Below are 20,950 nucleotides of genomic sequence, written 5' to 3'. Positions count from 1 at the left end.
TATGCCTACTAAAGTTCACGAATTTACCTGGCCCGATCGGGTCGTCGTCGGCACCATTGGCCTTCCAGGGGCACGCACGTTCTACCTGCAGGTGCGTGCGGGGACCCAGATCGTCAGTATCGCCCTGGAGAAGCAGCAGTCGGCCCAGCTCGCGGAGAAGATCGACGAGATCCTCGACCAGCTCATCACCCTCGAAGGCAACCCCTTCAGCATTCCCACCAGCACTCCCATTGAACTTGTCGACAATGAACAGCTCGAACCCGTCGAGGAGCAGTTTCGAACCGGCGCCATGAGCCTGGGGTGGGACCCGGCAACGGTGCAGCTTGTCATCGAGGCGTACCCGATCGCCGAGGTCGAGGCCAATGAGGACGGCAGCCTCGACGACGAGTCACTTCTTCAAATCGAGGAAGCCCCCGAAATGCTGCTGGTGCGCATGCCGGTCGGAACGGCACGCGCATTCGCCAAACGGACTCGCGAGATTGTTGGCGCGGGCCGGCCGACGTGCCCGCTCTGCGGCGAGCCAGTCGACCCCGGCGGGCACATGTGCGTGCCGCCCGAGGCCTGATGTCGGCGCTTGACCTTATGACCGCCGAGCTGACGCTCACCGGTCGCATCACGACCGCGTCAAACGCCACCTTCCTGGGCAGCATCGACGGCGCACTGGTCGTCTATAAGCCGATAGCGGGGGAGCACCCGTTGTGGGACTTCCCCGACGGCACCCTGGCCCACCGCGAGGTGGCCGCCTACCTGGTGTCGCAGGCTCTTGGCTGGGACGTTGTGCCGCAGACCTGGCTGCGTGACGGTCCGATGGGTGAGGGAATGGTGCAGCTGTGGCAGGAGCAGGACCCTGACCAGAACCCCGTGGACCTGATCGCGTCCGACGATGTGCCCGAGAAAGGCTGGAAGCACGTCCTTGAGGGGCGGGATGAGAACGAACGGCCGGTCACCCTCATTCACGAGGACTCACTGGCCCTTCGACGCATGGCCGTGTTCGACGTCGTCGTCAACAACGCCGACCGTAAGGGTGACCACATTCTCGCGATGGGTAACGGACGACGGCACGGCGTCGACCACGGTCTCACCTTTCACAGTGAGCCCAAGCTGCGCACGATCCTGTGGGGGTGGCTGGGTGACGAGCTGACCGCCGACGAGCTCGACGGCGTCGACCGGGTCAGCGCGGGCCTGCAAGGCGAGCTGGGCCGCGGCCTGGCGGACCTGCTGACCGCCGAGGAAATCACGTCGCTCGCCGCACGGTGCGCCCGGCTGCGCAGCGCCGGGCGGTTTCCGGGCCCAAGCGGTGGGATGCCTGCAGTGCCCTGGCCACTGTTCTAGGGGCCTGGTTTAGCCTAATCGTCGCCCCAGGCGCCACAGGATGTGTCAGGCTGGTCGCATGGATCTTGAGGTGTCGCCGGCGCTCATCATTCCCGAGCGCGAACTGGGCTGGCGATTTTCCAGGTCATCCGGCCCTGGCGGGCAACATGTGAACACCTCAGACAGCCGGGTCGAGTTGTCCTGGAGCGTCGTCGACTCGGCGGTGCTCACCGACGATCAACGGACGTTACTGCTCGCGCGCCTGGGTCAGCGTTTCGTGGCCGGAACGGTCACCGTCGCGGCCTCCGAACAACGGTCCCAGCTGCGCAATCGGGAAACGGCGTTACGCAAGCTAGCCGAGCTGGTGACCGTGGGGCTGGCTCCCGATGCCCCTCAACGTCGTGCGACCAGACCCACCCGCGGCTCCGTGCGGCGTCATGTCGCCGCCAAGCAGAGTCGCTCCGCCACAAAGCGTGACCGGCGGCGTCCACCGGCCGAGTAGGACGATCGGGGAAACAAGGTATCCAGGTGGCTTCCGGGTAGGTTGCCCAGCGCGGTGCCTCCGGCTCAGTTAGCTTCAGGACTGTGCGCCCGACCTCACGATAGCTCCGAGCAGGGCACGGCGCTCCTGCAGCAGCCTGCCGGCCCGGGTGTTGACCGTCGGACGTTCGTCCAGTTGGACGGCCGGTGCTCCGTCCCATCGAACACCCGGTATTCCTCAGGCTCACCGCTCCAACGAATTGGTACCCGTCCGTCTGCCCTGTCCTGGGGTTAGCGGGTGGGCGTCGCCTGGCATCTGGGCGGCCGAGACCCAGGGGTTGAGCCTACTGAGGGCTGAACGCAGGTCCAGGCGAAGTATTTGCGAAGCCTTTCCGCAGGTCCCCCCGGAATATTGCGATTGAGTGGGACGCTTATCGCGGCGTCCGCTGGGGGCGCTTCGACTTGGGGGACCACCATGAGCAAGAAATCGGCGCTTGTTAGCGCGCTTACTATCGCCCTGCTCTTCACAGGCATCCCGGCGCCGGCCAGCGCAGCCACCACCTACACCACCGATCTGCGCAGCGCGGCACGCGCGCTGCCGGTGGCTGCGGAGAGCAACGCCGGGTATGACCGAGACCGCTACTTCGGTCAATGGATGGATCAGAACAAGGACTGCCAGAACACCCGCGCTGAGGTTCTCATTTCCGAAAGTAAAGTGGCACCGAAGTACACCACCACCAAGTACTGCGCGGTAGCAACCGGTAAATGGGTGACCACATTCGACAACAAGGCGCACACTTCGGCCAGCACAGTCCAGATCGATCACATGGTGCCCGTGCATGAAGCGTGGGGGTCGGGTGCCCGGAATTGGACGCAGGCCCGCCGCGTCGCGTTCTATAACGACCTGGGGTACGCCGGATCGCTTAACGCCCAAACGAGCCGCCTGAACTCTTCCAAGCAGGCGTCCGGACCTGAACAGTGGATGCCGCCGGCGAACCATTGCAGCTACATCATCCAATGGACGGTTGTGAAGGCGCGCTGGGGCATGACAGTCGACAAGGCCGAGAAAGCCGCGCTCATCCAGTGGGCCGACAAATGTGCTGGCGTGAAGCTCACTATCACGAAGGTCTGATCATAGAGGCAGGCCAGGCGTTCGCCGATGCCAGCGGTCTTTCCCTGACATCCGACGCGATGAACTTTTGATCACGTTTCGAAGAGTCCTCCCTGCGGGATGCCCGGCTTTCTGTGAGCCCACCAAATGCCCGCAGGTTCCAGGTCGCTATCAACAGGTTCGAAGCAGCCTCGCCTGGAATGTTCGCCTCCAGTGCAACCATGTTTGCCATAAGGGTCGAAGTGCTCCGCGGGTGGGCGCCCGAAGAAGTGCGTCGGGCAGTTGAACGGCTGTGGGCACCTTAAGTTCGTGAGGACACGTCACCTCGGAGTGGGTAGCACCTAGCTATACAGAGATGCCAACGCATCGGCTAGCTGTGGAAGGAATTGAGACGGACGACGAGCTTCGGGAGCCCTATCCGCGATTGCCTGGTTGAGGATCGACCAAAATTCTCGTTCGCTATTCACCCCGGGAGGTAGATGGATGTACCAAATGAATCCGCGGGGCCGCGGAGGTATGCCTGCCTCCGAGAGGTAGGTATCTACGTCCTCATCTGACTCTTGAAAATCCTTCACCGTCAGAGGTATTTCATGCGTTGTTGTAACGCCATTCGCGGTTACTGTTTGAACCACCTGCCCCTGATCCGATTGGCCCGGTTGTCTGATGAGGTTGCGGGGTTCGGAAACCCAGAGAACAAGCGCTCCCCAGCCGTTATTTGTGGCTTCTATCCAAGCTTCACGATTCGCGGTAGCAGCTAGCGGGACTGCAGCCCATGTCTTGAGAGTCATCTAGTCCTTCAAGAGGCGCAGCCCTTGCCGAAAGTAAGGGCTGCACCTGTATGTAAAGGTCGGTTTAGGGGAAGTAGCAGTTATCGGCCCCGTAGCAGTTGAACTGAAGGGTGTTGAGTGCCCTGATGCTCTGCCGAGGGTAGCCTGTTGGCGTGAAGTAGGACGTGAACTGGTTGTAATACTCGTTGCTGTTATTCAGACGATTTCCATAAATCAGCCCGCTCGTGTGGCGTTTGCTACTCGAGGACACTGTGACGTTGCCAGCATCGTGTGAACCACAGGTCGACGGCCGAAATGTGGCCGTTTCCCAGCACCGAATGCGTGAACTGGTGAACGCCAGGGCCGGTCCTGAATCCCAGATTCGAGTCACTCGGCTGTTCGCTTGACGTCCGTTGAGGTTGGTTCGGATGACGATGTCAAAGCTGCCAGTTACTCCGCTGGTATTTCCGTAGGCAGCGTTTCCTTTAGTCTCTGCGATGTAAGAGGTGATCTTGCGACGGCAGACATCTCCACACTCGCACCAGGTGTCGTAGTCGTCTGCAAGGATGGAAAACGACGGAGGCGATTCTCCCTCCAACTGCGCTTCAGCTTGCAACGCCGTGAACTGCTGTACTGGTTTACCCTTTGCGTCCGTACTTACGCTTAGCCCCTCTCCTGTGCAGACCCATTCTTGGGCCTTTTGCTTGAGTGCCATGTCAACGCACGGCACCAGCGACCTCCGGTGTGGGCAGGTCGGCTTGCCATTCGGGCAACTTGTCGGCCCGGGTGTGCTGCAGCGCGAAGGTGCCGTTGATGTCGACGGTGTGAGCAGGAGCCGGGGGAGAGGTAGCGAGGGTGATGCCTGGTTCGGAATGACGGAGGAGCTACACGCTTCGCAGCATATTGCCAATCCAGTATCCCAATATCGACCCGAACGCCACGCCATTGCCCGGTCTCGAACCTAACAACGACTAAATCTGAAACAGAGGAAACAAATGAATAAGACTCTCGCGCCGTTAGCTATGGCTGCCCTCCTCCCCACAGGATGTGCCGCACCCGCAGCTGACAGTTCGCCGCTGCCCGAACCTACAGAAGAGATCGACGAGGCTTACCAGCTCGTCGAGGCAGGCGAAGCGCCTACCGAGACTGCAGCGCCGGCGCCGGTTACGACGGCAGCGCCCTGGACTTCGAATACATGGGCGCAACCGGCACAGTGACCTTCCCCGCTGAACCGGCAGAAGATGTGGAGGCCCTCCGCACCACCATCGGCGAGGGACCCACCACCTATGCCAGCGTCTCGGTCGACAACCGGGCCGGCGAAAGCCCGATCAACTCGTACCAGATTTTCGCCTACACCCAAACGGGGGAGGAGATTCCATGCCCGGATGACGTGGACGATGGCAGCGGTCGCCGTCTTTGCGGAGGTCCCGGCGGCGCAGCGCAGTGACCTCGCTGAAGCGGAGTCCCGATCCAGCGAAGAACCTGATCATCGTTTCGAATCGCGGGTCGATCGTCTTCGCGATGAGGTCGAGTTCGTGCTTGCTCAGGAACAAGCCTCCCGGGTCCTCAGCCCGGTCTTGGGTGCCCCCGGATGCCTTTGGCCACGTTCTCGGGCACGAGGCGGCTCACGGCCGTCTCCAGCGAGGCCGAGAGTAGGGCATGGACGTTCTTGCGGGTCTTGTCCGCTACGGCGACCACGTCGAACCAGTTGAGGACCTGAGAGCGGGTGAGGCGGTCGACGGGGATGCCGCCGAGCGATTCGTCGATGTGATTCTAGAGGATCCGCCGGTATCGGTAGCGCGAACCGGATTCGATGCCCGTGAGGCTGTCGATATGTTCGCTGACTACTACGGACAGCCTGGGGGAGGCGGACCGCATCACGGAGGCGGCTTTGGCGGCGAGCCTGAAGGACTGTCCGTTGTCGTTGAGGAATCGCAGGAGCCTGTCGGCTGACTGTGCGTCGTCGAAGGATCGAGATGTCTGCTTGCCGGTGTCCTGATCGCGCCAGACGATTTGGTGTCGGGTGATGCCGTCGGAGCGGATCTGAGTCCGTATGGATGCCATAACCCGGAAGCCTGGGTAGCGATCAACAGAAATGTAGGTTTCATCAACAAAGCCCTAGCCAGATTGCTCTGGCTAGGGCTCTCATAGTGCGCGGAGGGGGACTTGAACCCCCACCCTCGTTAAAGGACTAGCACCTCAAGCTAGCGCGTCTGCCATTCCGCCACCCGCGCAGGTGATGTTTTCCGTAGCTCTAAACCTCGGAAGCAGCGAAAAAAACTCTAACACGAGGGGGGCCCAAGAGTTTAATCCGCCCCCTGACGGGGGCTCAGACAAAGTGGTTAGGCTGGTGGAACAGACCATTTGGCTCAGGAGGCCCACACGATGACCATCAAGCCCGAAGACGAAGTTGTCCGCATCTGCCAGGAACTGATCCGCATTGACACGTCCAACTATGGAGACAATGTGGGCCCGGGCGAACGAGCGGCGGCCGAGTACACGGCCGGCCTGATGGACGAAGTGGGTCTGGGGTCGCAGATCTTCGAGTCGGAGCCGGGACGCGCCTCGGTGATCGCCAGGATGCCGGGCTCGGATCCATCGCTACCGGCCTTGGTGGTTCACGGCCATCTGGATGTCGTCCCCGCCCAGAAGGAGGACTGGACGGTCGACCCGTTCAGCGGCGAGGAAAAGGACGGCCTGATCTGGGGTCGCGGCGCAGTCGACATGAAGGACATGGACGCCATGATCCTCTCGGTCCTCCGCAGCATGCAACGCGAGAAGATCCAGCCCAAACGGGACCTGATCTTCGGTTTCTTCGCCGATGAGGAGGCCGGCGGCACGTACGGTGCGTCTTGGCTGGTCGATACCCAGCCCGGACTGTTCGAGGGGGCAACCGAGGCGATCTCCGAGGTCGGCGGCTTCTCCGCCACCATCGGGGGCCAGCGCACCTACCTATTGCAGACCGCCGAGAAGGGCATCTCCTGGCTGCGCCTAGTAGCCCGCGGCCGTGCCGGGCACGGGTCGCAGATCAACACCGACAACGCCGTCACCCGCCTCGCACGCGCCGTCACCAGGGTGGGGGAGTACCGGTGGCCGATCGAGCTCACCCCCACCACCCGTCAGTTCCTCGACGGCGTGACCGAACTCACCGGCGTCGAGTTCGACGCCGACAACCCCGACACCCTCCTCGCAGAACTCGGCACGGTAGCCCGTTTTGTGGGTGCCACCCTGCAGAACACGTCCAATCCAACAGTGCTCAAGAGCGGCTACAAGCACAACGTCATCCCCGGCACCGCCGAAGCCCTGATCGATGTGCGGACTCTCCCCGGCCAGGAGGAGCAGGTCCTCGCCACCATCAGGGAGCTCGCGGGCGACGGCGTCGACGTCACCTACGACCACAAGGACGTCTCCCTTGAGGTGCCCTTCGCCGGCAATCTGGTGGATTCCATGATCGACGCCCTCCACAGCCAGGACCCCGGCGCGAAGGTGCTGCCGTACACGCTCTCGGGGGGCACCGACAACAAGTCGCTGAGCCGCCTCGGCATCACCGGGTACGGCTTCGCCCCGCTCCAGCTGCCCGACGAACTGGACTTCACCGGCATGTTCCACGGCGTCGACGAGCGGGTCCCCACCGAATCGCTCAAGTTCGGCTCACGCGTTCTCCACCGCCTGCTCACCACCTACTAGGCGACCTCACCATGGAGACCCCCGAGGGCATCCTTCCCGACAGTCTGCTCGATACGCTCCGCGAACGCGCCGCCGGGTACGACGCCAGGAACGAGTTCTTCCACGCGGATCTGGCTGATCTCCGGGCCAGGGGTTATCTGGCGCTGATGACTCCGGTGCCCGACGGCGGTCGGGGGCTGGGCATCGAGGCAACGGCAGCGTGCCAGCGGCGCCTGGCCTCGGCCGCACCCGCCACCGCGCTGGCTATCAACATGCACCTGGTGTGGACCGGTGTCGCCCTGTTGCTGCAGCGCCAGGGGGACCACTCGCTGGCGCGGGTGCTGCGGGAGGCCGCCGAGGGGGAGCTCTACGCGTTTGGGCTGTCCGAACCGGGCAACGATGCGGTCCTCTTCGATTCCCTCACCACCGCTGCGCCACAACCCGATGGCGGGTATGCCTTTACCGGCACCAAGATTTTTACCAGCCTGGCACCCGCCTGGACCCGCCTCGGCGTGTTCGGCAAAGCCACTGCAGCAGACGGCTCAAAGGAACTGGTGCATGGCTTCGTCACCCGGGGGACGGCCGGGGTGCACACAGTCGAGGACTGGGACACCCTTGGTATGCGGGCCAGCCAGTCGCACACCACCCGGCTCGACGACGTCGTGGTGCCGCCGGAGCGGATTTTCAGGCACCTGCCGGTGGGTCCACATGTCGACCCGCTGGTCTTCGCGATCTTCGGGGTGTTCGAGACGCTGCTGTCGGCTGTGTACGCGGGGATCGGGGACAGGTCGCTGCAGCTCGCCGTCGGATCGGCGGGGGAGCGAACCACCGGTCTTGACCCGGTGAGGCTCTCACAGACACCTGAAGCCCGCTGGCAGGTCGCAGACGCCGCGATGGCCATGGACACCCTCGACGCGCAGTTGCGGTCGGTAGCCCGCGACCTCGACGATGGCGTCGACCACGGGAGCCGGTGGTTTGCCAAACTGGTCGGTCTGAAACTACGGGCCACGACGGTGGCCCGAGAAGTCAACGACGCCGCCCTGCACCTGGCGGGAGGGCGTGGCTACCATGCCGCCAGCGAGATTGGCCGGCTGCACCGGGACGTCCTGGCCGGGCAGTACCATCCGTCATCGAGCGAATCGGCGCACCGGACCGTGGCGGCGGCGTGGTTGGGTCCGCTGACTGAGGATTAGGGGGCCAGCCGGTTCAGGCAGTCCGCTCCACCCGGAGCACCTTGCGGCGCATCCAGTACCGCCGGCCGCCGCCCAGGTAGATACAGCTGCGCTCCAGTTCCCACTTGCCGTATTCGGCGTGCTCAGTCAGCGCCTGGCGCGCTGCACTGACCGGTTCCCCGGCGTTGACGGTCAGCACCAGGTACTCGTACCGGCGTTCGACGTCGCGCTTCGGCGCGGTCGTCGCGTTCAGAAATTGTTCTCGCATTTCCCTCCAATTTTGATCACTTTACCGATAACGTCTACCCATGAGTATTGATCCGCGTGTCGCGCTCCAAACCCTGGTTTCGGCGCTTGAGGAGCATCTGAACGTGGCCGCCTCCCGGCGTGGCGACGAGGACCCAGCGGTCGAGGCCGCCTACCTGGCCATCGCAGATGCCTTCGATACCTATGAGGAAGTCCTCTACGACGCCCACGGCGAAGTGACACCGCTGGTCATCTATGAAGACGGCGACGACGAGGACGAGTCCTAGGGCTGAGCTGACACCTCGTCAAGCACTTCGGAAATTTGGGCGGGCAACGGATCCTGTGCAGCAGACAGCACATCCTTGAGCTGGTGACTCGTCCTGGCACCGGTCATCGCCGACGCGACCGTCGGACGATGCAGGACCCAGCGCAGGGCTACCTCCAGCGGGGCGAGATCCAGGCCTTTGGCCGCGGTGATCAGGGCCTCGGTAATCCGGTGCGGGCGGCCGCTCAGGTACGGCTCGACGTATGGCGCCCACACATCGGAGGCGGCCCGGGAATCCGACGGGGTCTGCCCCCGGTACTTGCCGGTCAGGACGCCGCGGCCGAGCGGGGCCCAGGCCACCAATCCCACACCGAGGGCCACGGCAGCGGGGGTCGCCTCACGCTCAACAGTGCGGTTCAGCAACGAGTATTCGGCCTCGTGAGCAATGATGGGAAAGCCTGCCGTGGCACACGCAAGTGCCAGTTCCCAGCCCGCATGGTTCGACACGCCCACATAGCGGGCCCGGCCGGTCCGATAGGCGATTTCCAGCGCCCCGAGGGTCTCGTCCAGGGGCACAGCGGCGTGTCGGGCCGGTGCCAGCCACAGGTCAACGTGGTCGGTGCCGAGGCGGGCGAGCGACGCATCGAGCGAGTCGAGTAAGCCCTTCCGGGACCCGTCACCACGGCGCACACCGGCGTGCTGCCGGGCTGACCCACCCTGAACGGCGAGAACCAGCTCGGAACGGGCAACGGTGTCGCCGATGAGGTCGCCCAGCATCGCCTCCGCCCGTCCGTCCGAGTAGCGCGCGGCAGTACCCACCAGGGTGCCTCCCGCCTCGGTGAACAGGCGAAGCTGTTCCCGCGCGGTTTCCTCATCCACGTCCTGACCCCAGGTCATAGTGCCCAATCCCACACGGGATACTGTCAGACCGCTGCTGCCCACGTTGTGCCACTGCATACGGTAAGCCTAAAGCCTGCGGCAGGGCCGCTGCGTCCCGGTCCCCGGCAGGTATGTGCTCTAAGGTCTTAGATGTGAATTGGATCGAAGCTGCCATCCTGGGCCTGGTGCAGGGCCTGACGGAATTCCTGCCCATCTCCTCCAGCGCGCACCTGAGGATTGTTGGCGAGTTCCTGCCCGACGCCCAGGACCCGGGCGCCGCGTTTACTGCCATCACCCAGCTCGGCACTGAAACCGCGGTGGTGGTTTATTTCTGGCGGGACATCGTCCGGATTATCCGGGCTTGGGTCAAGTCGCTGGGCGGAAAGGTACCGACCAGCGACCCGGACGTGAAGATGGGCTGGCTCGTCATCCTTGGCAGCCTCCCCATCGGTATCCTCGGCCTGCTCTTCCAGGACCAGATCGAGAGCACGTTGCGGAGCATGTGGCTGACAGCAACGATGCTGGTGGTCTTCGGCCTGATCCTCGCGGTGGCCGACGCCGTCGGCAAGCAGGACCGATCACTGGACCAGTTGACGTACCGCCACGGCATCCTTTACGGCTTCGCCCAGGCCCTGGCACTCATTCCCGGCGTCTCCCGGTCGGGCGGCACCATCACCGCCGGCCTGTTCATGGGCTACAACCGGGAGGCCGCGGCACGCTATTCCTTCCTGCTCGCCATCCCGGCGGTCTTTGCCAGTGGCTTCTTCCAACTGGTCAAAAGCTTCGACGAGCCTGGCCCCTATGGTCTGGCCGAAACGGCGCTGGCAACCGGGATTGCCTTCGTGGTGGGCTTCGTCATCATCGGCTGGTTCCTGAAGTTCGTCTCGACCCGCAGTTACGGCCTGTTCGTCTGGTACCGGATCCTGCTCGGGCTCGCCCTGTTCCTGCTGCTCGGATTCGGCGTGATCAACCCCTGATCGTCGCTGCCACCAGTGGGGCGGGACCCCCGCTGGTCTGGGCTGCCCAGTGAAGAACGTATTGTAGAAGACGTGATTGCGTGGAACTCTCGTCCTATTCCTGTCCTGCCTGGCGAAAGCGCCGACATTGGGCTGTACGACACCAAACAGCAGCAGCAGGTTGCCCTGCCAACCGACCCCCGGCACGGCCTCTACGTGTGCGGCATCACACCCTACGACGCCACCCATATGGGCCACGCCGCCACCTATGTTGCGTTCGATCTCCTGAACCGGCTCTGGCGCGACTCTGGCGCCGTCGTGAACTATGTCCAGAATGTCACCGACATCGACGACCCCCTCCTTGAACGGGCGGCCGCGACCGGGGTGGAGTGGACCGACCTCGCCACCCAGCAGACGGATTTATTCCGCGAAGACATGTACGAACTGAACGTCATCCCGCCTGACCACTACGTTGGCGCCGTCGAATCGATTGAGTGGATCGTCCCGGTGATCGAATCCCTGCTGGAGCGGGGCATCGCGTACCCGGTGCCGGTTGACGGATCGGAGCCCGACGGCGACATCTACTTCTCGGTGGACGCCGCGTCAGCGTCCCTGTCCGGGCCCGATGCCTGGTTCCTCGGCGCCGTGTCCCACCTCGGCCAGGACGAGATGACCGGATTGTTCGCCGAACGCGGCGGCGACCCCACCCGACCCGGGAAAAAGCATCCCATGGACCCGCTGCTGTGGCGCGTGGCCCGGGCCGGTGAGCCGGACTGGGACGGGAACACTCTGGGACGGGGTCGTCCCGGCTGGCACATCGAGTGCGCCGTCATCGCCCAACGTTTCCTCGACCTGCCGTTCACCGTGCAGGCGGGCGGTTCGGATCTGGTGTTCCCGCACCACGAAATGAGTGCAGCCCACGCCGAAGCGGCCACCGGGACTCCGCTGGCACGGCATTATTCCCACGCCGGCATGGTCGGTCTGGACGGGGAAAAGATGAGCAAATCCCGCGGCAACCTGATCCTGGTGTCCACCTTGCGCCGGGACGGCGTCGATCCGGCAGCGATCCGGTTGGCCATCCTGAACCACCACTATCGCTCCGACTGGTCCTGGACCGACAAGGTGATCCCCCGGGCCCAGGACCAGCTCTCCAGCTGGCGGCTTGCCCTGGGCTCCGCCACCAAGGAGTCAGCTGCCGCGCTCACCGCTGAACTGCGGGCAGCCCTCGTCAACGATCTCGACGCTCCGGCCGCCGTGGCCGCCGTCGACCGTTGGGCGGCCGCTGCACCCACCTCCGGGGGCAGCAACGACGGCGCCGCCGACATAGTGGACGCCCTGGACGCCCTCCTCGGCATCAGGCTAACCCGGTAGTCAGTCCTGGCGGCGCGTCAGTCCTTGCGGCGCTTCTTCAGGTACCGCTCGAACTCCCTGGCAATCGATTCGCCGCTCGCTTCGGGCAGCTCGGCGGTGTCCTTGGCCTCCTCCAATTGCCGCACGTAGGCGGCCACCTCAGGATCCTCGATAGCCAGTTCGTCGACGCCGCGCTCCCACGCCTCGGACTCTTCGACCAGGATGTGGGTGTCCACCGAGAGGTGGAGCATTTCCTCAAGCCGGTTCAGCAGGGCAAGCTGCGCCTTCGGCGACGGGGACTGGCCCACATAGTGCGGTACGGCCGCCCACAGGGACAACGTCGGAATGTCGGCCAGCAGACCCACCTCGCTGAGCACCCCGACAATGCCGATCGGACCCTCGTAGGTGGACGGCTCGATGTCGAGCTTTTCCCGCACCAGCTCATCGTCGGAGGTGACGGTAACCGGGATGGGCCGGGTATGCGGCACGTCGGCAAGCAGCGCCCCGACCAGGATGATGCAGTCGACGTTGAGCTCTTTGGCCGAGGCGATCAGCTCGGCAGTGTAGGCCCGCCACTTATAGGACGGTTCAACGCCGTGCACCAGAATGATGTCCACGTTGGTGTCCGGCACCGACGCCTTGCTGATCCGCGTGGTGGGCCATTTGATCTTGCGCTGGCCCGTGGCGTCCCGCGTGACCACGGGACGGGTGAACTGGAAGTCGTAGAACTCGTCGGCGTCGATCGTCGCCACCTTTTCGGTGCCCCAGTACCTCCCCATAAACTTCAGGGCATCACTAGCCGCCTCGCCGGCGTCGTTCCAGCCTTCGAAGGCGGCCAGCATGATCGTCACCCTGCGCCCGGGCGCATCACTGTGTTCAAAAAGGCCACGGATTCCGGGCGGGACGCTCTCATCAAAGGTACTCACCACTTCACCCTAAACCTCCCCGGCAGCCGTTGGCGGCTATTGGTCACCGCTTCGCGTAGAGCCTAAGCAGCCTCGGGCGCAGCTGCCCTCCCCGTAGACTGGGCCCATGGCTATTTCCGATCCCAATACAGCTGCGCTCCGTTCCGGACAGGCACCCAATGTCGACGTCGGGGGACTGCAGGCGGTTCTCTGGGACATGGACGGCACGATTGTTGATACTGAGCCGTACTGGATCCAAGCCGAGAAAGATCTGGTGGCGCAGCACGGCGGCAGCTGGTCAACCGCCGACGCCGAAGCCCTGGTGGGCCAGGCCCTCTCCTTCTCGGCCGGTGTTCTCCAACGGGCCGGCGTCGACCTGCCCATCCGCGACATCATCGATCACCTGACCACCGAGGTACAGTCCCGGGTCGCCGAAACCGCCCCCTGGCGGCCCGGTGCCCGCGAACTGCTGGCCGACCTGAATGCACAAGGCATCCCCTGCGCGATGGTCACCATGTCCGAGCAGTCCCTCGCCGCCGAAGTGGTCAGCCAATTGCCCCAAGGCACCTTTGAGCTTGTGGTGACGGGGGACATGGTCCAGCGGGGGAAGCCCGACCCGGAGGCCTACCAGCTGGCGTTCGACGGGCTGGTAGGGGGATCCGGGAGCCTGACCAAAGACCGGGTCGTGGCGATCGAAGATTCGCTTCCCGGTGCGACGTCGGCCGAATCCGCCGGACTGGTCACCCTGGCGGTGCCCCACATGACGGCCTTGCCCACCGATCGTGGCTGGTACGAATGGTCCACCCTCGAACACCGGTCGGTGGCGGACCTGAACCGGCTCGTCCTCGACCACTGCCCGGTCCCGGCGGAGCAGGCAACCCGGTGACCACCCCCGAAACCCAGGGCCTGCGTCGGCGGGAGGGGATCTCGCTGGGACGACTCGCGGGAATCCCGATAGTCCTGGCCTGGTCCTGGTTTCTCATTGCCGCGTTCGTTGTTGTGGTGTTCGGTCCGCAGGTGGCCCGCGCTTTTCCTGGGATCGGGGCCGGCGCCTATGGGGTCGCCCTCGGCTATGCCCTTCTGCTCGCGGCATCGGTGCTGATCCACGAACTGGCTCACGCCCTGTCGGCCCGCCGGTTTGGGTGGCCGACGGCCCGCATCGTCCTGAACCTCTGGGGCGGGCACACCCAGTTCGAAAACTTCAGCGCCACCCCGGGCCGCTCCCTGGTTGTGGCGCTGGCCGGCCCCGCAGCGAACTTCCTGCTGGCCCTGGGCGGCTGGCTGGCCATCCCCCTCTTCGAACCCCAGTCGGTGGGACGTCTCCTCGCCGACATATTCGTGTGGGCAAACCTCCTGGTCGCCGTATTCAACGTGCTGCCGGGCCTACCGCTCGACGGCGGGCGGATCGTCGAATCCGCTGTGTGGAAAGCCACCGGCAACCAGGACAAAGGCACCGTCGCTGCGGGCTGGGCCGGGCGCATCATCGTGATCCTGCTCGTCGTCGCTGTGGTCGGGCTGCCCCTGCTGCTCGGCGGAAGCCCGGACCTGACCGTGGTCATTCTCGCCGCGGTGATGGGCGCGTTCCTGTGGACGGGAGCGACAGCGGCCATCCAGAGCGCCCAAATGCGCTTGAGGCTTCCGGCAGTGAGCGCCGGGCGGCTGCAACAGCCGGCGCTGAGCATCGCGGCAGGGACCACAGTGCAGGCAGTCAGAAGGCTCGCCCGGGACCACCCGGGGGCGGCAATCGTCCTGACCGGTCCGGGGGGGCTGCCCGAAGCTGTCGTGGACACCGGAGCCCTGCTCAGCGTTCCCGACGACGCCGCCGAGCAGACCCTGATCAACGCAGTCGCCCGCGCACTCTCGCCCGGCGCCTACGTCCTGGAATCCGCCGAAGGCCAGGAACTGGTCCAGTTCCTGGCGAAACTGCCCGGCAGCGAATACGCGGTGATCGACCGGCTCGGCCGCGTTACCGGGCTGCTGCACCAGTCGACAGTCATCTCAGCCATCACCGGAAAACCCACCCCCGGCACCACCCCGTAGACCCCACCAACCCATCCTGTAGACCCCGCCTCCTCACCCGCTGCGCCCCCCACTAGCTAAGGACTTCCCTGATGAACACCCCCGGAACCACCCCCGCGGCACACCCTCCCCACGGTGCCGCCGTCCGCCGGGGTCCGTTCCGTGCCGGTGAACGCGTGCAACTGACCGACGAGAAGGGGCGCATGAACACCATCACGCTCACCCCCGGCGGGGCCTTCCATACGCACAAAGGATTCCTGTTGCACGACGGGTTGATCGGGTCCCTGGAAGGCTCTGTCCTCACCAATACCAGTGGCCAGCTGTATCAGGCGCTGCGCCCGCTGCTGTCCGATTTCGTGCTGTCCATGCCCCGCGGCGCGGCAGTGGTCTATCCCAAAGACGCCGGGCAGATCATCACCATGGCCGACATCTACCCCGGCGCCCGGGTCGTGGAAGCGGGCGTGGGCTCCGGCGCCCTGTCGATCTCCCTGCTGCGGGCCGTGGGGGATGCAGGCTACCTGCACTCGTTCGAGCGCCGCGCCGAATTCGCCGACATTGCCCAGGGAAACGTCGAAACCATTTTTGGTGGAGCCCATCCGGCATGGAAGATCACCCTGGGAGACTTCCAGGAACAGGTAGTCCAGCAGGAAGAGCCGGGCAGCGTTGACCGGGTGGTCCTGGACATGTTGGCGCCCTGGGAATGCCTCGATGCCGTCGCGACGGTGCTCGCACCGGGCGGCGTCTGGATCAACTATGTGGCCACGGTCACCCAACTGTCCCGGACCGCTGAAGCCATCCGCGCTGATGGCCGGTTCACCGAACCGGATGCCTGGGAGTCGATGGTGCGCGGCTGGCATCTCGAAGGCCTCGCCGTGCGCCCGGATCACCGCATGGTGGCCCACACCGGCTTCCTCCTCATCACTCGACGGTTGGCGCATGGCGTCACGGGACTGTCGCCGAAGCGGCGCCCGTCCAAGACCGATTTCAGCGAAGAGGACCTCAACGCGTGGACCCCCCAGGCGGTGGGCGAGCGTGAAGTATCGGATAAGCGACTGCGCCGGGTGGCACGCGATGCCAGCTCCACCATCCAGCGGGGTGCCCTCCCCGCCGAGGAGGCGCAGGCCCGCCGCGCCCAGATCGCTGACGCCGCCCAGGACGCTACCCGGCACGACGACGAGCGCTGAGCCGGGGCGGGTCCGGGGCGGGTTCACCTCCGGTGGCTGGGGTGACTTTCAGGAATTACGCGGCCTACTGCGCTATGGTCGAATGAGAGCAACAATCGAGCACTGAAGGTGGGCGATACGCATGGCTGACTTCGAGAACGTAGACCCTCCAGAATTGTCCGCGGCCGTCCCGCACGAGGCCGCACCTGGCGCGGGCCAGCTGGCCGCAACGCAACGCCAGCTGAATATCCTGCGGGACCGAATGCGCGCCATTGACCGGCAGCTGTCCTCGGCCGCGCAGAACAACACCAAACTGGTCGCCGCGCTCGAAACCGCGCGAACCGAGATCGTCCGTCTCAAGGGCGCCCTGGAAAACGAGGGCGCCACCCCCTTCAGCTTCGGCACCATCATCGCCATCAACGTGCAGGGCCCCGCGGGCCGGGGCCCGACAGCGTCGGGCGCTGGCCAGGACAGCGCCGACATCCTGCAATCCGGCAGGAAACTGCGGGTGGCGATCAGCCCCCTGGTCAACGTTGAAGAGTTGATGCCCGGGCAGGAGGTCCTCCTTAACGAGTCGCTGACCATTGTGGCGGGGCTGGCCTTCGAGCGTGCCGGGGAACTGGTGACCGTCAAGGAGCTGCTCGGCACCGACCGTGCCCTGGTGATCGGGCGGGCCGACGAGGAGCGCGTGGTCCGGCTCAACGGACCCCTCCAGTCGGAGCGGATCAGGGTCGGCGATGCGCTGTCGGTTGACAACCGGTCCGGCTACGCACTGGAAAAGATCCCCCGCAGCGAAGTGGAGAATCTGGTGCTTGAAGAAGTACCGGACATCGCCTATGAGGACATCGGCGGCCTCGGTCCGCAGATCGAGCAGATCCGCGACGCCGTCGAGCTGCCCTTCCTCCACCCCGACCTATACCGGGAGCACGGGCTCAAAGCACCCAAAGGCATTCTCCTGTACGGTCCACCGGGCTGCGGCAAGACCCTGATCGCCAAGGCAGTAGCCAACTCGCTTGCCGCCCGCGCCATCGAACGCACCGGGTCCACCGGAACCCGCAGCTACTTCCTGAACATCAAGGGACCCGAACTGCTGGATAAATACGTCGGCGAGACCGAACGCCACATCCGGCTGATTTTCGCCCGGGCCCGCGAAAAAGCCTCGGACGGCAGCCCCGTGGTGGTCTTCTTCGACGAGATGGATTCTTTGTTCAGGACCCGCGGTACCGGGGTTTCCTCCGACGTCGAGACCACGATTGTGCCGCAGCTCCTCAGCGAGATCGATGGCGTCGAGAAGCTTGAAAACGTGATTGTGATCGGCGCCTCCAACCGGGAAGACATGATTGATCCCGCCATCCTCCGGCCGGGCCGCCTGGACGTCAAGATCAAGATCAACCGGCCCGACGCTGAGGGCGCCGCCGAGATCTTCGCCAAGTACATCACCGAGAACCTGCCCCTTCATGACGACGATCTGGGGGAGCACAACGGCAACCGGTCGGCCACCGTGCAGGGGATCATCCGGCGCACCGTGGAGAAAATGTATTCAACCGAAAAGTCCAACGAGTATCTCGAGGTAACCTACGCCAACGGCGACACGGAGATGCTTTACTTCAAGGATTTCAACTCCGGCGCCGTGATCCAGAACGTGGTGGACCGGGCCAAAAAGTACGCGATCAAGGACCTGCTGCTGGATGGGCAGAAGGGCCTGAGGATAGAGCATTTCCTCCGCGCCGTCGTCGACGAGTTCCGCGAGCACGAGGACCTGCCCAACACCACCAACCCCGATGATTGGGCCCGCATCTCCGGCAAGAAGGGTGAGCGGATTACCTACATCCGGACCATCGTGCAAGGCAAGGCCGGCCAGGAACCCGGGAAGACCATCGAAACCACAGCGAATACCGGACAGTATCTGTGACACCAGTTGGACCATTCACCGATCCATCAGTCCTCGACCCTGAACGGTTTTCCGCCCACCGCGTGATGGGCACGGAAACCGAGTACGGCATCATCGCACCGTCGATCCCCGACGCCAACGCCACAGTCCTGTCCTCCCAGGTCGTCAACGCCTACGCCGCGACGCTGCGGGAGGGGCTGGGGAATCTCGCTGGCACCCGCTGGGACTACACGGATGAGGCACCGCTGGCCGATGCACGCGGCTGGCACCAGGCCCGGTACGCCGCCGATCCGTCCCAGCTGACCGACGCCCCGCCGGTGCTCTCCGCCGAGCAGATCGCCCTGGTCGATGCCTCCCTGGACGACGCCGGCCCCCTGGATCAGGCGGTGCTGATGAACCTGGTCCTGAATAACGGGGCCCGGCTGTACGTCGACCATGCCCACCCCGAATACTCGTCCCCCGAAGTGACCAACCCGCTCGACGCCGTGCTGTGGGACCGTGCCGGGGACGCCGTCGCGCTGGCGGCCATGCGCAGGATCTCGGCAACCCCCGGCTTCGCCCCGGTCCACCTCTACAAAAACAACACCGACAACAAGAGCGTCTCGTACGGTTCGCACGAGAACTATCTGGTGCCACGGAGTGTTCCCTTCAACCAGCTGGCGTCGGTGCTGATCCCGTTCTTCGTGTCCCGTCAGACGATCTGCGGGTCGGGCCGGGTGGGCATCGGCGCCGTCAACCAGGCGCCGGGTTTTCAGCTCAGCCAGCGCGCCGACTTCTTCGAGAACGAGATCGGCCTCGAAACGACCGTCCGCCGACCGATCATCAACACCCGTGACGAGCCGCACGCCGTCGCCGAAAAGTACCGGCGGCTCCACGTCATCATCGGTGACGCCAACCTGAGCGAAATTTCCAACTACCTGAAATTGGGCACCACGTCGCTGGTGCTCTCCCTGATCGATCGGGGCAGCGCACCGGTCCCGGCGATCCAGGATCCGGTCGGTGAACTGCAGGCCGTCAGCCATGATCCGAGCCTGAAGCACCGCATCAGGCTGGTGGACGGGCGGCTGCTGACGGCGCTCGACCTGCAGGAACTTTACCTTGAGGCGTGCCTGGGCGAAGCCGACCGCCAGGGTGGGGTCGACGGGCAGAGCGCCGACTTGTTGCACCGGTGGGGGACACTGATCGACACCCTACGCCGGGACCCGTTCGACGCCGCACACCAGCTTGACTGGGTGGCCAAGCTGAAGGTACTCGAGGCCTATCGGAGCCGTGATGGACTATCCTGGGAGGACCCTCGCCTGGCCCTGGTGGACCTGCAGTACTCCGACCTGCGCCCCGAGAAAAGCATCTACTACCGGCTGTCGGCCCGCGGCCAGATGGACCGGCTCGTCACCGACGAGCAGGTGAAGGCTGCCGTATCCCGCCCGCCCGAGGACACCCGCGCCTACTTCCGCGGCCGCTGCATCAGCAGTTTCCCGCGAGAGGTGGTCGGCGCCAGCTGGGACTCGATCATCTTCGAACTGCCCTCCCAGCGGCGGCTGCAGCGGATCCAGACCCGCGAACCGCTCCGCGGAACCGCCGCCCTCACCAGGGAATTGTTCGCAGCGTCGGGCGACGCCGAAGAATTTGTTGCCCGGCTTTTGAGCAGGCCACAATCCAACATGGCACCATAGAGATCACTAGGTTTAGCGCATCACATCCTCAGCAATGAAAGGTGTCCGTCATGGCAACACAGGACCGCAAAAACACCGGGTCTCGCCCCGAGGAACAGGACGAGCAGCAGGACACGCCGGTCCCGGATACCGGGGGGACCCCCGACGGCGGAGCGCCCACCGCGCAGACCCAGGGGGTCGACGACCTGCTCGACGAAATCGATGGGGTCCTTGAGTCCAACGCCGAAGAGTTCGTCAGAGGGTTTGTCCAGAAGGGCGGCCAGTAACCTCGATGAAGGTGGAAGACGCTACCGCGTCGATCGGCCGCGCCGCCTCAACGTCGTTCAGCGGGTACCTCGGGGCAAACCACCCCGATCTGCTCCCCTCCAGCCGCTCGGCTGGCGGGTTGACGCCGGCCAGCGCCGCCACTGTGGTGCCCCACGCCACCACCATCGTGTCGATGACCTACGCCGGCGGTGTGTTGATGGCCGGCGACCGGCGGGCCACGATGGGCAACATCATCGCCAGCCGCCACATCGAGAAGGTGTTCCCCGCCGACATGTTCTCGGTCCTCGGCATAGCCGGCAGTGCCGGGATAGCGCTCGACATCATGCGGCTGTTCCAGGTGGAGCTTGAGCATTACGAAAAAATCGAAGGCACCCTGATGAGCCTCGACGGCAAAGCCAACCGGCTGGCAGCGATGATCCGCTCCAACCTGCCGCTGGCCCTCCAGGGGCTGGCCGTCGTCCCCCTGTTCGCCGGGTTCGACACCGTCCGGCGGGTCGGCCGGCTGTTCTCCTACGACGTGACCGGCGGACGCTACGAGGAGCAGGAACACCACAGTGTCGGCTCCGGTGCCGCCTTCGCCCGGGGTGCCCTGAAGAAGCTGTGGAAACCGAACCTCGACGAGGACCGGGCGGTGCGGGTCGCCGTCGAATCCCTGTACGACGCCGCCGATGACGATTCAGCGACGGGTGGCCCCGACGTCGTCCGACAGCTCTGGCCGGTGGTCTACACCGCCAATAGCGCCGGAGCCCGCCGCATCCCCGAGCGGGAGCTGGCGCTGGCGGCCGCGCAGATCATCGATTCGCGCTCGGTGGCAGGCCGGGAGGCATGA

The 20,950-nt window shown here is 64.8% G+C and carries 24 protein-coding genes and 1 tRNA gene; 18 read left to right on the top strand and 7 right to left on the bottom strand.

Translation table 11 applies throughout. From position 1 onward, the window contains the following. The first annotated feature begins 1 nt into the window (after window position 1). From ACX80O_RS03915 to ACX80O_RS03900, 4 genes are all read left to right on the top strand, one after another. Complete coding sequence (locus ACX80O_RS03915; protein WP_459307314.1) at window positions 2-565, top strand: Rv2134c family protein; 564 nt, start codon at window positions 2-4, stop codon at window positions 563-565. Beyond that, the gene (locus tag ACX80O_RS03910; protein WP_459307313.1) at window positions 565-1,332 is read left to right on the top strand and encodes an Rv2133c family protein; all 768 of its coding nucleotides are present in this window, start codon (window positions 565-567) and stop codon (window positions 1,330-1,332) included. The genes ACX80O_RS03915 and ACX80O_RS03910 overlap by 1 nt, the downstream gene beginning before the upstream one ends. 58 nt (window positions 1,333-1,390) lie before the next feature. Further along, window positions 1,391-1,813: an alternative ribosome rescue aminoacyl-tRNA hydrolase ArfB gene (arfB, locus tag ACX80O_RS03905; protein ID WP_459332605.1), complete on the top strand. Its 423-nt coding sequence runs from the start codon at window positions 1,391-1,393 to the stop codon at window positions 1,811-1,813. A gap of 453 nt (window positions 1,814-2,266) precedes the next feature. Continuing rightward, entirely contained in the window at window positions 2,267-2,923 is a 657-nt protein-coding gene (locus ACX80O_RS03900; protein ID WP_459307311.1) for an HNH endonuclease family protein, read from the top strand. Window positions 2,924-3,243: 320 nt separating this feature from the next. On the opposite strand, the gene ACX80O_RS03895 is transcribed toward ACX80O_RS03900, so the two are convergent. After that, entirely contained in the window at window positions 3,244-3,690 is a 447-nt protein-coding gene (locus ACX80O_RS03895; RefSeq protein ID WP_459332604.1) for a DUF5956 family protein, read from the bottom strand. A 64-nt stretch (window positions 3,691-3,754) separates the two neighbouring features. Further along, window positions 3,755-4,384 (bottom strand): hypothetical protein, encoded by a 630-nt coding sequence (locus ACX80O_RS03890; protein ID WP_459332603.1) that lies wholly within the window; start codon window positions 4,382-4,384, stop codon window positions 3,755-3,757. Between the two features lie 280 nt (window positions 4,385-4,664). On the opposite strand from ACX80O_RS03890, the gene ACX80O_RS03885 reads away from it, so the two are divergent. Further along, window positions 4,665-4,886 carry a hypothetical protein gene (locus tag ACX80O_RS03885; protein WP_459332602.1) on the top strand — a complete coding sequence of 74 codons (222 nt, stop codon included), beginning with the start codon at window positions 4,665-4,667 and terminating at the stop codon, window positions 4,884-4,886. Continuing rightward, the gene (locus tag ACX80O_RS03880; RefSeq protein WP_459332601.1) at window positions 4,865-5,116 is read left to right on the top strand and encodes a hypothetical protein; all 252 of its coding nucleotides are present in this window, start codon (window positions 4,865-4,867) and stop codon (window positions 5,114-5,116) included. The genes ACX80O_RS03885 and ACX80O_RS03880 overlap by 22 nt, the downstream gene beginning before the upstream one ends. A 326-nt stretch (window positions 5,117-5,442) precedes the next feature. Here ACX80O_RS03880 and ACX80O_RS03875 read toward each other — a convergent pair whose 3' ends face one another. Both ACX80O_RS03875 and ACX80O_RS03870 read right to left on the bottom strand, forming a co-directional pair. Continuing rightward, window positions 5,443-5,733, bottom strand: coding sequence for a hypothetical protein (locus ACX80O_RS03875; RefSeq protein WP_459307308.1), 291 nt, complete (start codon window positions 5,731-5,733; stop codon window positions 5,443-5,445). Window positions 5,734-5,820: 87 nt separating this feature from the next. Next, window positions 5,821-5,903: transfer RNA gene (locus tag ACX80O_RS03870), tRNA-Leu, on the bottom strand. Window positions 5,904-6,054: 151 nt separating this feature from the next. Here ACX80O_RS03870 and ACX80O_RS03865 point away from each other — a divergent pair. Continuing rightward, window positions 6,055-7,356, top strand: a complete 1,302-nt coding sequence (locus ACX80O_RS03865; protein WP_459332600.1) for a M20/M25/M40 family metallo-hydrolase — start codon at window positions 6,055-6,057, stop codon at window positions 7,354-7,356. A gap of 11 nt (window positions 7,357-7,367) precedes the next feature. Continuing rightward, on the top strand, window positions 7,368-8,528 hold the full coding sequence (locus ACX80O_RS03860; RefSeq protein ID WP_459307306.1) for an acyl-CoA dehydrogenase family protein: 1,161 nt from the start codon (window positions 7,368-7,370) through the stop codon (window positions 8,526-8,528). Between the two features lie 13 nt (window positions 8,529-8,541). Here ACX80O_RS03860 and ACX80O_RS03855 read toward each other — a convergent pair whose 3' ends face one another. Further along, on the bottom strand, window positions 8,542-8,775 hold the full coding sequence (locus ACX80O_RS03855; RefSeq protein WP_459307305.1) for a DUF5703 family protein: 234 nt from the start codon (window positions 8,773-8,775) through the stop codon (window positions 8,542-8,544). A 40-nt stretch (window positions 8,776-8,815) separates the two neighbouring features. On the opposite strand from ACX80O_RS03855, the gene ACX80O_RS03850 reads away from it, so the two are divergent. After that, a complete protein-coding gene (locus tag ACX80O_RS03850; RefSeq protein ID WP_459332599.1) occupies window positions 8,816-9,040 on the top strand; it encodes a hypothetical protein in 225 nt (74 codons plus the stop codon). Here the strand turns inward: ACX80O_RS03850 and ACX80O_RS03845 are convergent. Beyond that, on the bottom strand, window positions 9,037-9,975 hold the full coding sequence (locus ACX80O_RS03845; RefSeq protein WP_459332598.1) for an aldo/keto reductase: 939 nt from the start codon (window positions 9,973-9,975) through the stop codon (window positions 9,037-9,039). The two genes, ACX80O_RS03850 and ACX80O_RS03845, sit on opposite strands and share 4 nt — an antisense overlap. Before the next feature lie 74 nt (window positions 9,976-10,049). On the opposite strand from ACX80O_RS03845, the gene ACX80O_RS03840 reads away from it, so the two are divergent. Together ACX80O_RS03840 and mshC are read left to right on the top strand one after the other, a co-directional pair. Next, on the top strand, window positions 10,050-10,874 hold the full coding sequence (locus ACX80O_RS03840) for an undecaprenyl-diphosphate phosphatase (protein ID WP_459307302.1): 825 nt from the start codon (window positions 10,050-10,052) through the stop codon (window positions 10,872-10,874). 72 nt (window positions 10,875-10,946) lie between these two features. Continuing rightward, window positions 10,947-12,224 (top strand): cysteine--1-D-myo-inosityl 2-amino-2-deoxy-alpha-D-glucopyranoside ligase, encoded by a 1,278-nt coding sequence (gene mshC, locus ACX80O_RS03835; RefSeq protein WP_459332597.1) that lies wholly within the window; start codon window positions 10,947-10,949, stop codon window positions 12,222-12,224. Window positions 12,225-12,241: 17 nt separating this feature from the next. On the opposite strand, the gene ACX80O_RS03830 is transcribed toward mshC, so the two are convergent. Next, window positions 12,242-13,129 carry a PAC2 family protein gene (locus ACX80O_RS03830; RefSeq protein WP_459307300.1) on the bottom strand — a complete coding sequence of 296 codons (888 nt, stop codon included), beginning with the start codon at window positions 13,127-13,129 and terminating at the stop codon, window positions 12,242-12,244. A 106-nt stretch (window positions 13,130-13,235) separates the two neighbouring features. Between ACX80O_RS03830 and ACX80O_RS03825 the strand changes: the two genes are divergently transcribed. The 7 genes from ACX80O_RS03825 to prcB all read left to right on the top strand — a co-directional run bounded on the left by ACX80O_RS03825 (window position 13,236) and on the right by prcB (window position 20,950). Beyond that, entirely contained in the window at window positions 13,236-13,994 is a 759-nt protein-coding gene (locus tag ACX80O_RS03825; RefSeq protein WP_459332596.1) for an HAD family hydrolase, read from the top strand. After that, entirely contained in the window at window positions 13,991-15,148 is a 1,158-nt protein-coding gene (locus ACX80O_RS03820; RefSeq protein WP_459307298.1) for a site-2 protease family protein, read from the top strand. Before ACX80O_RS03825 ends, ACX80O_RS03820 begins: the two co-directional genes overlap by 4 nt. Window positions 15,149-15,219: 71 nt before the next feature. Beyond that, window positions 15,220-16,311, top strand: a complete 1,092-nt coding sequence (locus tag ACX80O_RS03815) for a tRNA (adenine-N1)-methyltransferase (RefSeq protein ID WP_459332595.1) — start codon at window positions 15,220-15,222, stop codon at window positions 16,309-16,311. 121 nt (window positions 16,312-16,432) lie between these two features. Next, window positions 16,433-18,202, top strand: a complete 1,770-nt coding sequence (arc, locus tag ACX80O_RS03810) for a proteasome ATPase (RefSeq protein ID WP_459332594.1) — start codon at window positions 16,433-16,435, stop codon at window positions 18,200-18,202. Window positions 18,203-18,267: 65 nt separating this feature from the next. Then, on the top strand, window positions 18,268-19,854 hold the full coding sequence (gene dop / locus ACX80O_RS03805) for a depupylase/deamidase Dop (protein WP_459332694.1): 1,587 nt from the start codon (window positions 18,268-18,270) through the stop codon (window positions 19,852-19,854). Window positions 19,855-19,904: 50 nt separating this feature from the next. Next, window positions 19,905-20,120: a ubiquitin-like protein Pup gene (locus ACX80O_RS03800; RefSeq protein WP_459307295.1), complete on the top strand. Its 216-nt coding sequence runs from the start codon at window positions 19,905-19,907 to the stop codon at window positions 20,118-20,120. Window positions 20,121-20,125: 5 nt separating this feature from the next. Further along, window positions 20,126-20,950: a proteasome subunit beta gene (prcB, locus tag ACX80O_RS03795; protein ID WP_459332593.1), complete on the top strand. Its 825-nt coding sequence runs from the start codon at window positions 20,126-20,128 to the stop codon at window positions 20,948-20,950.

Source organism: Arthrobacter glycogeni, from assembly GCF_054511155.1.
Note: the sequence above shows the minus strand (reverse complement) of the source record. Positions and strands in the feature narration are given on the sequence as shown.